11 protein-coding genes are annotated in these 12,341 nt (G+C 57.6%); 7 read left to right on the forward strand and 4 right to left on the reverse strand.

The genetic code is table 11. From position 1 onward, the window contains the following. Positions 1-300: 300 nt before the first annotated feature. Together CLV44_RS13830 and CLV44_RS13835 are read right to left on the reverse strand one after the other, a co-directional pair. Positions 301-1,752, reverse strand: a complete 1,452-nt coding sequence (locus CLV44_RS13830; protein ID WP_106592711.1) for a DNA recombination protein RmuC — start codon at positions 1,750-1,752, stop codon at positions 301-303. A 290-nt stretch (positions 1,753-2,042) separates the two neighbouring features. After that, positions 2,043-2,375: a 4a-hydroxytetrahydrobiopterin dehydratase gene (locus tag CLV44_RS13835; protein WP_106592712.1), complete on the reverse strand. Its 333-nt coding sequence runs from the start codon at positions 2,373-2,375 to the stop codon at positions 2,043-2,045. A gap of 204 nt (positions 2,376-2,579) precedes the next feature. Between CLV44_RS13835 and doeB2 the strand changes: the two genes are divergently transcribed. From doeB2 to CLV44_RS13855, 4 genes are all read left to right on the forward strand, one after another. After that, positions 2,580-3,740 (forward strand): N(2)-acetyl-L-2,4-diaminobutanoate deacetylase DoeB2, encoded by a 1,161-nt coding sequence (gene doeB2 / locus CLV44_RS13840; protein WP_106592713.1) that lies wholly within the window; start codon positions 2,580-2,582, stop codon positions 3,738-3,740. Positions 3,741-3,964: 224 nt separating this feature from the next. After that, on the forward strand, positions 3,965-5,227 hold the full coding sequence (locus tag CLV44_RS13845) for an aspartate aminotransferase family protein (RefSeq protein WP_106592714.1): 1,263 nt from the start codon (positions 3,965-3,967) through the stop codon (positions 5,225-5,227). Further along, positions 5,220-6,485 (forward strand): ectoine hydrolase, encoded by a 1,266-nt coding sequence (gene doeA, locus CLV44_RS13850; RefSeq protein ID WP_106592715.1) that lies wholly within the window; start codon positions 5,220-5,222, stop codon positions 6,483-6,485. The genes CLV44_RS13845 and doeA overlap by 8 nt, the downstream gene beginning before the upstream one ends. Continuing rightward, positions 6,485-7,855: an NAD-dependent succinate-semialdehyde dehydrogenase gene (locus tag CLV44_RS13855; protein ID WP_106592716.1), complete on the forward strand. Its 1,371-nt coding sequence runs from the start codon at positions 6,485-6,487 to the stop codon at positions 7,853-7,855. Before doeA ends, CLV44_RS13855 begins: the two co-directional genes overlap by 1 nt. Here CLV44_RS13855 and CLV44_RS13860 read toward each other — a convergent pair whose 3' ends face one another. Beyond that, entirely contained in the window at positions 7,856-8,176 is a 321-nt protein-coding gene (locus CLV44_RS13860) for an SMR family transporter (RefSeq protein WP_106592717.1), read from the reverse strand. Beyond that, positions 8,173-8,520 carry a DMT family transporter gene (locus CLV44_RS13865; RefSeq protein WP_106592752.1) on the reverse strand — a complete coding sequence of 116 codons (348 nt, stop codon included), beginning with the start codon at positions 8,518-8,520 and terminating at the stop codon, positions 8,173-8,175. Before CLV44_RS13865 ends, CLV44_RS13860 begins: the two co-directional genes overlap by 4 nt. 133 nt (positions 8,521-8,653) lie before the next feature. Between CLV44_RS13865 and CLV44_RS13870 the strand changes: the two genes are divergently transcribed. The 3 genes from CLV44_RS13870 (at position 8,654) to CLV44_RS13880 (ending at position 12,329) form a co-directional block, all read left to right on the forward strand. Further along, positions 8,654-9,556 (forward strand): LysR family transcriptional regulator, encoded by a 903-nt coding sequence (locus CLV44_RS13870; RefSeq protein WP_106592718.1) that lies wholly within the window; start codon positions 8,654-8,656, stop codon positions 9,554-9,556. A 124-nt stretch (positions 9,557-9,680) separates the two neighbouring features. Continuing rightward, entirely contained in the window at positions 9,681-10,544 is an 864-nt protein-coding gene (locus tag CLV44_RS13875) for an MBL fold metallo-hydrolase (protein ID WP_106592719.1), read from the forward strand. A gap of 45 nt (positions 10,545-10,589) precedes the next feature. Further along, positions 10,590-12,329, forward strand: coding sequence for a bifunctional protein tyrosine phosphatase family protein/NAD(P)/FAD-dependent oxidoreductase (locus CLV44_RS13880; protein WP_106592720.1), 1,740 nt, complete (start codon positions 10,590-10,592; stop codon positions 12,327-12,329). Positions 12,330-12,341 lie beyond the last annotated feature (12 nt).

Here is a 12,341-nt window from a genome sequence, read left to right on the forward strand (position 1 = left end):
ACTGCAATATAAGATTAATAATCTCATGATCACTTATTGTTGATTCCAGAGAGTAATCCAATGATGATTTCTGCGGCAAGTTAATATTAAACCTGGATCGTAAAACTTCCGTTACTTGTTCATCGACAAGGGGATCAAAATCCTGCCCTGCATAAATACAAATTCTCTGAAGGATAAAATCTTTATTAACCATTAAATGTTTTCTCGGTTTATATAATATTTCCAATACTCTACACAATAAACGTGGAGCTTGGCATAAAATTAGTGCGGCAATCCCAGGGAAAAGATTGCCGAAGATCATCAGTTGCCGCTATCCAGCTCCAGACGCGCCTTATCCACCAATTCAGCGGGCAGTTCTTTCTGCACGGACACGCCCAGATCCTTGAACTCGGCAGCCTGCTTGATCAGGTTGCCACGCCCCGAATACAGCTGACCGAAAGCACGATCATAGCTGGCGCGGGCACCATCCAGTTTTTTGCCCACATCCTGCATACTGGTCAGGAAGCTGTTGAGTTTGGTGTAGAATTTCTCGGCACGGTCGGCCAGTTCGGCGGTATGTTTGCTTTGATCCTCAAAACGCCACAGCTGGCGCACGATATTGAGGCTGGTCAGCAGCGTGGTGGGTGTAGCCACCAGCACATTCTGTTCCAATGCGCGCTGATACAGAGTTTCGTCCGCTTTCAGGGCTTCAACATAGGCCGATTCAATCGGCACGAACATGATGACGATCTCCGGCGAATTAATGCCGGGAAGACGATCATAGCGCCGTTCGGCCAGTTCCTTGATCCGATCGGACACGGCACGGGCGTGTTCACGCAGTGCCTGCTGGCGCTCACCTTCCTTCTCGGCATTAACGTAACGGGTATAGGCCGCCAGTGAGGTCTTGGCATCAATGATCAGGTGCTTGTTGCCAGGCAGATAGACGATGGCATCGGGCCGCTGACGCCCCTCTTCGGTGGTAATGCTGACCTCACGCTTGTAATCCTGCCCCAACCTCAGACCGGCATTGTCGAGCACATTTTCCAGCATCAACTCGCCCCAGTTGCCCTGCACTTTTTTCTGTCCCTGCAGCGCACTGGTAAGTTTCTCGGCCTGGTCAGTGATCGCCTGGTTCAGTTGCTGCAGGTTTTGCAGTTCGGTACGCAGTTGCACGCGCTGTTCAGTCTCGCGCAGGTGAATGTGTTCCACCTTTTCGCGAAAGCCTTTCATCTCATGCTGAATCGGGTTGAGCAGCTGGCTCAGGCTCTGCTGACTCATTTCGGTGAACGCCTTGCCCTTGCGCTCCAGAATCTCACTGGCCAACTGTTCGAACTCCTGCTTCAGCCGTTCACGGCTCTGCTCAAGCTGCTGGAGCTGTTCACGGAAATGCAGCTCCTGTTGCTCGCGGCGCGAGGTCAGTGCACTGTGCTCAGACTGCAATTGCTGGTATTCGCCCTGTAGCTGTTGATGACGCTGTTGCTCCTGTTGCCACCATTGCTGGTACTGTTCCAGGGTTTGGTCACGCTCTTCACCACGGGACTGCATCCGACCCAATTCGATCTGCAGCTGTGTCTGTTCCTGCTGCAGCGACAGACTCTGGTCACGCAGCATGTCGGCTTCATCCTGCAGCTGCTCGGCATGCCGTTGCAGCTGTTCGTTGAGTGCTTGTACCTGCTGCAGCACGGCAGACGTGCGCCAACGGGTCAACGCCCACACCGATAGGGCAACCAGACAGGAGGCAATCAAGGTGGGGAGCAGTATGTCCAATGTCATCAATATTCGGTCCGCAACGGGTTTTCAACAGGTTCACAACAAACATGCCCATATTAGCAGACCCCAAGCTTCACACTCACCCATAGATGCTTACCCAATGCCCAGTACCGGCTACCCTGTGTTCAGGTCAGCGGCAACGTAGCCAGAGTCATTAGCCGTGTGGAGAGCAGCGCGGGTGTGATGGTGGCACCCTGAAAGTCTGAATGATTTCGACCCACGCATGATAGATCTATAAGTTATAAAAACTAAATAATTCCCAGCTGTTCAGTAAAGAGCCTGTGCAACAATAACTAGACCTCTGGCAACCGGTCGATCTGTGCGGCCAGGATGAAATCATTCTCGTGCAGCCCTCCGATCTTATGGGTCCAGATTTCAACGGTTGCATGGCCCCAGCCAAAGAGGATTTCAGGATGGTGCCCCATCGCCTCGGCCAAGTGGCCCACATGGTTGACGAACATCAGTGCCGTATTGAAGTCGGGAAAAATGAATTCGCGTCGGATACGACTGGCATTATCCGATAACTGCCAATCGTCCAGCTGTTCCAGATAGGGTGTAATTTCCTCCCGCTTCAGGGCGGGCACGCCGCCTTTGCACGGTACACAGCGTTTATCGGCCAGTGACATGATATCGCCTCCTGTTTTTATCGCTAACGGTTACACATAGTCTAGCTGCTGTCGGCGGTCATGCGCTCAGACAGGAGCGTCCAACAGTTCGATCCAGTGCAGGAACAGTACCTCCTCCGAAGTGCCCTTTGCAGTGACACACTTGAACCGCCCGCTGTCCGTCAACTAGGCTGAAGGCACCCCATCACCAGGCAAGGAGAGATCATGCAGACGCGATGGAATGACATCATCACGGCCGCCATCCAGTTTCGTCACCAACTGCATCGCCAACCGGAACTGAGTTGGCAGGAAGAAAACACCAGTCGCCTGATCCGCGAACAGCTGGACGCACTGGCCATCCCCTGGCGTGAATGCGCCCGTTACGGCACCGTCGCCACGCTGGCCGCTGATGCTGCGGGTACTCATATTGCCCTGCGCGGTGATATCGATGCCCTGCCGATCGAAGAGCTGGCCGACCTGCCCTACCGCTCCGAAACCAAGGGCAAAATGCATGCCTGCGGCCACGATGGCCATACGGCTACGCTCTGGGCAGCCGCCGCCTGGCTGAAGGCACACGAAGATCAATTACCGGGACCGGTGACACTGCTGTTCCAGCCGGCCGAAGAAGGTGGCCACGGTGCCCGCAGCATGATTGAGGATGGTGCGCTGACGGGGGTCGAACGCATCTACGGCTGGCACAACTGGCCGGCAATCCCGTACGGGCAAGCCGTATGCCCCGACGGGCCGGTCATGTCCGGCAATGGTACCTTCGAGATCGAACTGTGCGGCAAGGGCGGACACGCCAGTCAGCCTGAGCTGTGCCGCGACCCGGTACTGGCTGCCGCCGCCATTACCCTGAATCTGCAACAGATCGTCAGCCGCCGCCTGCCGCCACAATCGGCCAGTGTGGTCAGCGTCACCCAGATCGAAGCGATCAGTGCGCCCACCGTCACGCCTGAACGGGTGATGATGGGCGGCAGCGTCCGCCTGGCCCAACCGGAGCTGCGCGATACCATCAACACACTTATCGAGGAGATCAGCGTGGACACGGCCCGCAGCTACGGAGTCAGTGCTCGGGTCAAGACCGTCAAACGTTATGAAGCCACGATCAACCACGCCGAGGCCGCTGCCGACTGCCGCAAGGCCCTGGCGGACGGGCTGGGGGCAGATTGGCAATGTGACAGCATCCATCTGCCCATTATGGCGTCAGAAGATTTCAGCTATTACCTGAACGAAGTGCCCGGTGCCTTTGCGCTGATCGGCATGGCCCGTGAAGATAATTTCCAGGCACCCTGTCATAGCCCGCACTACCGTTTTAACGACGATCTGATCCCTGTTGTAGTCACGATGTTTGCTCGCCTTTGCGGTGCGCCTATGCCCAAATAATTGAACGCTAACGGCCGGAAGCCAAAATGATTTTTGGCCTTCGGCTTGCCCCATGTCATTTTGTCTCCTACGTTGAACGTATCGTTCACCGTCAACCGGCTTTCGGGCCGCATGCATTAACTCGGCTGTACCTCTCCCGGTCACGCACCGGCACACATACCCTGATCATTCCTGCAGACCACCTGCAGACGCGCTGTCATACATTGTCGTAGAAGGAGATCAACATGGAACTGTTCGAACAGTGGGAATCCGATATCCGCGGCTACTCGCGCGCTTACCCGACCGTTTTTACATCCGCATCCAATGCCCGCCAATTCGATGAGCAGGGACGCAGTTATATCGATTTCTTCGCCGGTGCCGGGGTGCTCAACTTCGGCCATAACAATCCACACATGAAAAAGGCACTGATACGCTTCATCGAAGCCGATGGCGTGGCCCACAGTTTGGATATGGCGACCAGCGTCAAGCGCGACTTCATCGGTGCCTTTGTCGATACCATCCTTAAACCCCGTGACTGGAACTACAAGCTGCAATTCATGGGCCCCACCGGTACCAACGCAGTGGAAGCCGCGCTCAAGCTGGCCCGTCGTGTCACCGGCCGCAGTCAGGTGATCGCTTTCAGTCAAGGCTTCCACGGCATGACCTTGGGCGCGTTGGCCTGCACCGCCAACCAGTATTTCCGCAACGCGGCCGGGGTGCCGCTGAACCATGTGACCCACGCCCCTTTCGAGACCACTTCCGGTTGCGGCATGGGCTGCCTGAAGACCCTGCGCGAAGCACTGGAGAACGGCTCCAGCGGCTATGATGCACCGGCCGCCTTCATCATCGAGCCGATCCAGGCCGAGGGCGGGGTCAATATTGCCAGCCGTGAATGGCTGCTGGAACTGCAGCAACTGGCGCGGGATACCGGCGCACTGCTGATCGTGGACGACATTCAGGCCGGTTGTGGCCGCACCGGCAGCTACTTCAGTTTTGATGATATCGGTCTGGAGCCAGACATCATCTGTCTGGCCAAGGGGATCGGCGGCTTCGGTACACCACTGGCGATGAATCTGGTCAAGCCCGCGCACGATGCCCATTGGCAGCCCGGTGAGCATACCGGCACCTTCCGTGGGCAAGGCTTTTCCTTCGTCGCCGGGCGCGAGGCGCTACGTTACTTCGAGAATGACGAGTTGATGCAGCAAACGCGAGACCGTGGCGAGCAGGTCAATGCCCGCTTGCAGGCCGTGGCCGCACAGTATCCAGAGGCCGGTTTTGCCGTACGTGGACGCGGCATGATGCAGGCACTGGATGTGGTCGACGGTGCCCGCGCCAAGGCGATCGCCCGCGAGTGTTTCGAGACCGGCCTGCTGGTCGGCCCCTGCGGCGTCGGCGGCCGCGTCATCAAGCTGATTCCGCCGCTGACCATCCCCGATGACGATCTGGAACAGGGGCTGCGCCTGCTGGAGGCCGCAGTACACCGTGTGATGGAGGCTGAACATGCGTGAACGTGACGACATGACCTTTCCGATAGAGGAATATCAGCGCCGCATCGCCGAGCTGCGCCAGCGCATGACTCAACGCCTGCTTGACGCGGTGATCATCACTGACCCCGAGAACCTGATGTACCTGACCGACTACCAGACCACCGGCTATTCCTATTTTCAGGCGCTGGTGGTGCCGCTGGATGACGAGCCATTCATGATCACGCGGATGATGGAGGAGTCCAACGTCCATGCCCGCACCTGGGTAGAGAAAACACGGCCCTATTCCGACACCGGCGATGCCATCCAGATGCTGATCGAAGCGCTGCGCGAGTTTGGCTTGTCGGACAAGGTACTGGGCTACGAACGCAACAGTTACTTTTTTCCCGCCTATCATCAGGACTACTTCAAGACCGCATTCAAGGGCGGCCGCCTGATGGACTGTTTCGGGATCGTCGAGGAAGGCCGCAAGTGCAAGTCAGCGGCCGAGTTGGATGTCATGCGCATGTCGGCTCGTGCGGCCCGTGCCGGAATGGCCGCCGGGATCGAGGTGTGTCGTCCCGGTGTCACCGAGAACGAAATTGGCGGCGCCATCAGCGCCGCCATGTTCAATGCCGGCGGCGACTTCCCGGCAGTGATGCCCTATGTCACCTCAGGCCCGCGCACCATGATTGGCCATGCCACCTGGGAGGGCCGCACGGTACAGCCCGGCGAGCATGTGTTTCTGGAAGTGGGTGGCTGCTACCGGCGCTACCATACCGCGCTGATGCGCACGGTGGTGTGTGGCGAACTGAGCGACTCCATGTACAAGGCGCAGGAGACCATGAAATATGCCCTGCAGCAGTTGCGTCAGGAGCTGCGTCCGGGCCTGACCGTGTCTGACGCCGACAATCTTGTGCGCACGATCATTACCGACAACGATGTTGGTGCCCGACTCATTACCCGTTCAGGCTACTCCATCGGCATCGCCTTCCCGCCCAGCTGGGACGAGGGTTACATCGTCAGCCTCAAGGGCGGCGACAGCTCAGTGCTGGAGCCGGGCATGACCTTCCACATCATTCCCTGGATGTGGGGCGTGGACGGAGACAAAACCTGCGGCATCTCAGATACCTTTTACATCACCGAGCGCGGCTGTGGCTCCTTCTTCGAAGACGTGCCCCAGGACTTTTCTCTCAAGCCTGGCCCAGACAACAGCAAGTTACCCACACCGATCAGCGCCATTGCCTCTGCAGGCAAGGACATAAAATCCAAGGTGACGCGCAAGCAGGGAGGAGAATCCTGATGCAGACTGTAATCAACCCCACCACCGGCCAGCATTTGCATGAATATCCGGCACTGGATGCAGACGTCATGCAGGCAAGAATCACGGCCGCGTCCACCGCCTTCCGTCACTGGCGCACTCGGTCCCTGGCCGAACGTGCTGCTGTATTGAACAAAGTCGCCGCCCTGATGCGCGAGCAGGAAACCGAACTGGCACGACTGATGACGCTGGAGATGGGCAAACCGGACAGGGAAGCACGTGGCGAAGTCCTCAAGGCCGCCGGGTGCGCCGAGCACTATGCCGAACATGCCGAGGCTTATCTGGCAACATTGCAACTGTCGTCTGATGCCAGCCGCAGCTATGTACAGCATCTGCCGCTGGGGGCGGTGCTCGGCATTCTGCCCTGGAATGCTCCCTTCTGGCTGGCGTTTCGCTTCTGCGCACCCGCCCTTATGGCCGGCAATACCTGCCTGATGAAGCACGACCCGCATGTCCCCGCCTGCGCCGAGGCAATTGCAGCACTGTTCGTGCAGGCAGGCGCACCGGAAGCGATCCTGCAGAACTTGCCGCTGGCCACAGAGGATATCGCTGCCGCCATTCGCCACCCACAGGTACGTGCGGTTTCCTTCACCGGTTCCAGCAGCGCCGGCAGCAAGGTGGCCGCGCTGGCTGCAGAACAGATCAAACCGGCCGTACTGGAACTGGGCGGCTCCGATCCCGCCATCGTACTGGCCGATGCGGACCTGGAGCAGGCAGCCGAACTCATCGCCTTCTCCCGCATGATCAACGCGGGTCAATCCTGTATCGCCGCCAAACGGATCATCGTCGAAGCACCGGTGCATGACCGCTTTGTCGAGCTGCTGCACACGCGGCTGGAGAAACTGCAGTTGGGCGACCCGGCCGATCCAACAACCGACATCGGCCCCATCGCCCGTGACGACCTGCGCAACGCACTGGCCCGGCAAGTCGATGCGACCGTGGCCGCCGGTGCCCATTGTCGACTCGGCGGACAGATACCTGATCGCCCCGGCTTCTTCTATCCGGTGACACTGCTGACCGAGGTCACCAATGATATGCCCGCCTGCCGCGAAGAGACCTTCGGTCCGGTCGCGGTGGTGCTGAAAGCGGATTCGGCGGAGCACGCCCTGGCGATCGCCAACGACAGTGAATATGGGTTGGCCGCTTCCATCTGGACGGAAACGGCGCGGGGAGAAGCGATGGCACGGGACATAGAAGCGGGCCAAGTGGTCGTCAACGGGCTGGTAAAAACCGATGCCCGCTTGCCTAGTGGAGGGATCAAGCGTTCAGGCTATGGCCGCGAGCTGGGACCACACGGCATGCTGGAATTCGTTAACGTACAGCAGGTATGGGTCGGGCCCAAACAGGAGTGATCAGGACCCCAGACGCATCAGCAGAATCGCCAGAATCAGCAGACTGATGCCCAACCAGCTGATCCAGTTCAGGCGCTGGCCAAACACCGCCCAGGTGGCCAGCGCCGTTCCGGTAATCGACAACACGCCCCAGATCGCATAGGCGATCAACAGATCCATGGTTTGTACCGCCAGCGCCAGCAAGGCAAAGGCTGCCATGATCGCCACCAGCGCCAATATGCCCCAGGCCCGATGTTTGAAGCCGCTGGAGCGTTCCAGCGATAAATTGGCAATAATATCGAGCACGACCGAGCCCAACAGGTACAGCATACCGGCACTCATGATGCCGATTCCTGCTGCTCCTGATAATAGTGACCATAGTTGGTCAGGGCCACACCGACCAGCGCAAGAACCAGACCAGCCGCCTGCAGACCACTGATTTGCTCACCCAGCCACAACAATGAGGCCAGCGCGATCAGCACCATGCCCACACCTTCCCAGAAGGCATTGGCGAGGGTAATCGGGATATGCAGCGTCGCGCGGCTCAACAGCAGGTAGGAAAACCCCACCATCACCAGCGCAATCAGCGTGCCGTACAGCAAATACCCCTCCTCAACGACCAGTTTCATCAACGTGGTGCCCAGCACCTCACCCACAACCGCCAGAATCAGAAAAATCCAATGCATCAAATCCTCAACCAGTACCAATGAGCGGTACATTGTTAATATGACGCTACTTTAACGGCTACAGAAAACCGACACCAATCACTCAGCGTCAACTATACTGACGCTTACTCAATAACTACATGACCGACCCACCATGCGCATCGAACATCTCTACTATTTCGTAACCGTAGCTGAAAAAGGCTCTATTGCCGCTGCCGCTGCCGAACTGGGCCGCAACCGCAGCACCCTGAGCATGGCCATCAGCGCACTCGAAGACGAACTGGGTTGCCCTCTGTTCCAGCGCCGTGGCAACAGCCTGCAGCTATCGGCAACCGGAGAGCTGATTCTGGATGACTGCAACCGCCTCCTCGCCCTGCAGGAAAAGATCGCCTACCGCTGTGCCAACCCGCCCGGTGAAGAGGTATGCGAACTGTGTATCGGTCGTGATGATGTGCTTACCGAGTCCTTCTGGCGGCGTGTAATCACCCGCATTCGTACCACCCTGCCCGGCGTTAGCCTGAGCATGCGCTTTGCAGGTTCCGATGAACTGCCAGAGCTGGTGCGTCAGGGTCAGCTCGATATCGCCTACGCCATGGCCTTCAACCCGGTCTATTCCGGCGACAGCCTGTGCCAGCGAATTCTGACCAAAACCCGCATGCAATTGATGGCTGCACGTCATCACCGTCTGGCGCGACTGGGGTACCTGAACGACAGCGATCTTTCGGGATCAACTCAGATCACCTATCTCGACAGCGACCAGCAGGAGCGCTTCCGGCTCAATAATATCGGTGCCGACACCCTTGCCTTAAGTAGCTACGAGCTGATTCGTGACGCCATTCAGGATGGGCTCGGCTGGGGCTACGTACCCGAGCCGCTACTGATCATGGAGGAGGAAGACTCCTCTGAATTGAACTTGCTCAACCATGGTCTCAACACCGCCTGGTATCCCTACCTGGTCTACAGCCGCGAGCCCATGAACCCGGAACGCCGCAGCACTCCGTTGCAGCAGGTACACCACATTATTATCGATGAAATGGATCAGGCCGGTATCCTGTAATGCCCAATGGCATGAAAACAAACCGATTTAGAACCTTTCTCTATTAGGCAAGTCGCCCCAGACACTCTAGAATAAAAAATGGTTATAAGGATATAGCACAAAGTAATTTAGCAGCGGAGTTCACATGCACCCTATCGTCACCGCGTTCTTTGATGAACCGACCTTCACCTACAGCTACATCGTTCAAGATCCTGCGTCATCCAGCTGCGCCATTATCGACTCGGTTCTCGACTTCGACTACGCTGCCGGCCGAACCGGCACCGGTTCTGCCGATGCCATTCTGGCCCATGTTGCAGCACAGCAACTGAACGTGGAGTGGATTCTGGAAACCCACGTTCATGCCGACCACCTTTCCGCTGCGCCCTATTTGCAGCAGAAGACCGCTGCCAGGATTGGCATCGGTGCCCATATCACCACCGTGCAGGACACCTTCGGCAAGGCATTCAATGCCGGGACCGATTTCGCCCGTGACGGCAGCCAGTTTGATGCTCTGTTCCATGACGGCGATGCCATCCGTATCGGCAACCTGGAAGGCAAAGCCCTGCATACCCCCGGGCACACACCGGCCTGCATGACCTATGTTTTCGGCGATGCCGCCTTTGTCGGCGACACCCTGTTCATGCCGGATTACGGCACCGCTCGTTGTGACTTCCCGGGTGGCGATGCACGTATTCTCTACCGTTCCATCCAGCGCGTCTTCGAATTGCCTGATACTACCCGCCTGTTCATGTGCCATGACTACAAGGCACCGGGGCGCGATGTATATGCTTATGAAACCACCGTGGCGGAAGAACGCGCACACAATGTTCACGTCAAGGCCTGTATCAGTGAAGAGGATTTCGTTCGTATGCGCACCGAACGCGATGCCACCTTGGGCATGCCGCGCCTGATCCTGCCGTCGGTACAGGTCAACATGCGTGCCGGGCAGATGCCACCGGCAGAAGACAATGGCCAGCGTTATCTCAAGATTCCCATCGATCTGTTCTGAAGCTACACCACGGACCCACAATAAAAATATAAAAGGAACACCTGCATGGATATTCATCAGCTAACTCCCTTTTTCAGTGTCAGCCCGCAGATCACGGCTGCTGATATAGGTCTTGCAGCCTCGCTGGGCTTCAAGGCGATCATCTGCAACCGTCCGGAAGATGAAAGCCAAGACCAGCCGGATATGACCGATATCCGCGCGGCCGCCGAACGTCACGGCCTTACTTGGCACTATCAGCCAGTCATATCTGGTAATATCACCGATACTGATGTTGCGGCGTTTCGCAAGTTGATGAACGAACTTCACGGCCCCGTACTGGCCTTCTGCCGCACCGGTACCCGCTGTAGCACACTTTGGGCTCTGTCTGAGGCTCAGCATCTCGATGTAGAGGCCATTCTCAAGACCACCGCAGCTGCCGGATATGATCTCAGCGCCCAGCGCGACCGATTGCTGGAGCTGGCCAGATCCAGCGCATCCGACATATCAAGACCCACGACCCACGCCCGACGTCATGACGTGCTGATTATCGGTGGCGGTGCGGCTGGCCAAGCGGTTACGGGGAGTCTGCTCAAGCGCCAGCCCGATCTGGACATTGCCATCGTTGAGCCTAGCTCCGAGCATTATTACCAGCCCGGCTGGACACTGGTCGGTGGCGGCGTCTTCGACCGCAAGCAAACCGTCCGTACCATGCGCGACGTGATGCCATCAGCGGTGAAATGGTACCAGGCTGCAGCAGCCTCTTTCCTGCCGGAGCAGCAGCGCGTGGTACTGGAAAATGGCGAGCAACTGGGCTACCGCATCCTGATTGTGGCACCCGGGCTGACACTGGACTGGGATGCCATTCCAGGCCTGCGGGACACCTTGGGGCGCAACGGCGTCACCTCCAACTACCGTTTTGACCTTGCTCCCTACACCTGGGAACTGGTCAACAGTACCCGCAAAGGCAAGGCCTTGTTCACCCAAGCCCCCATGCCGATCAAATGTGCCGGCGCACCACAGAAAGCGATGTACCTGGCCTGTGATCAGTGGCAACGCAGCGGTGCCCTCAAGGATCTGGACGTTGAATTCTGTACTTCTGGAGCCGCGTTATTCGGCGTCGCTGCCTATGTACCTGCTCTGATGGAGTACGTTGACCGCTACGGTATTCAATTGGACTTTCAGCACACACTGATTGCGGTCGACGGTGACAACCGCAGCGCTCGCTTCAAAGTCGTTGATACCGATGGTGAAACGCGTGAAGTCGACAAGCCGTTCGATATGCTCCACGTCTGCCCGCCCCAGCGCGCGCCTCGCTTCATTAGCGAAAGTCCTCTGGCCGATGCCGCAGGCTGGATCGAATTGAATCCAGAAACCATGCAGCACAGTCGCTACGGTGACATCTTTGGTTTAGGTGATGCTGGCAATACACCCAACGCAAAAACCGCTGCGGCTGTCCGCAAGCAAGCACCAGTCGTCGCAGAGAACGTGCTGCAAGCCCTTAAAGGCCAAGCCCCACGCGCAGTGTATGACGGCTATGGTTCCTGCCCGCTAACGGTTGAGCGAGGCAAGATCGTACTCGCTGAATTCGGCTACGGCGGCAAATTGCTACCCAGCTTCCCTAGTTGGCTAGTGGAAGGTACCCGACCCAGCCGTCTCTCTTGGTTTCTGAAGGAAAAAATGCTGCCCTGGATCTACTGGAACACCATGTTCAAAGGCAAAGAATGGCTGGCAGAGCCTGAAATTCTGAACCACCGGCCCGCTGAACACGAAGTGTCGACAGCCTGTGACTTTAACGAGAAAAAATAACCCGAACGCTCC

The sequence above is a fragment of the Marinobacterium halophilum genome (assembly GCF_003014615.1).
Taxonomy (GTDB): domain Bacteria; phylum Pseudomonadota; class Gammaproteobacteria; order Pseudomonadales; family Balneatricaceae; genus Marinobacterium; species Marinobacterium halophilum.

Excerpts from the sequence above, each read along its gene's own strand:
- CLV44_RS13880 (WP_106592720.1), top strand. The coding sequence starts at position 10,590 with ATGGATATTCATCAGCTAACTCCCTTTTTCAGTGTCAGCCCGCAGATC.
- doeB2 (WP_106592713.1), top strand. The coding sequence starts at position 2,580 with ATGCAGACGCGATGGAATGACATCATCACGGCCGCCATCCAGTTTCGT.
- CLV44_RS13865 (WP_106592752.1), bottom strand. The coding sequence starts at position 8,520 with ATGCATTGGATTTTTCTGATTCTGGCGGTTGTGGGTGAGGTGCTGGGC.
- CLV44_RS13855 (WP_106592716.1), top strand. The coding sequence starts at position 6,485 with ATGCAGACTGTAATCAACCCCACCACCGGCCAGCATTTGCATGAATAT.
- CLV44_RS13835 (WP_106592712.1), bottom strand. The coding sequence starts at position 2,375 with ATGTCACTGGCCGATAAACGCTGTGTACCGTGCAAAGGCGGCGTGCCC.
- doeA (WP_106592715.1), top strand. The coding sequence starts at position 5,220 with ATGCGTGAACGTGACGACATGACCTTTCCGATAGAGGAATATCAGCGC.
- CLV44_RS13830 (WP_106592711.1), bottom strand. The coding sequence starts at position 1,752 with ATGACATTGGACATACTGCTCCCCACCTTGATTGCCTCCTGTCTGGTT.
- CLV44_RS13875 (WP_106592719.1), top strand. The coding sequence starts at position 9,681 with ATGCACCCTATCGTCACCGCGTTCTTTGATGAACCGACCTTCACCTAC.
- CLV44_RS13845 (WP_106592714.1), top strand. The coding sequence starts at position 3,965 with ATGGAACTGTTCGAACAGTGGGAATCCGATATCCGCGGCTACTCGCGC.
- CLV44_RS13860 (WP_106592717.1), bottom strand. The coding sequence starts at position 8,176 with ATGAGTGCCGGTATGCTGTACCTGTTGGGCTCGGTCGTGCTCGATATT.
- CLV44_RS13870 (WP_106592718.1), top strand. The coding sequence starts at position 8,654 with ATGCGCATCGAACATCTCTACTATTTCGTAACCGTAGCTGAAAAAGGC.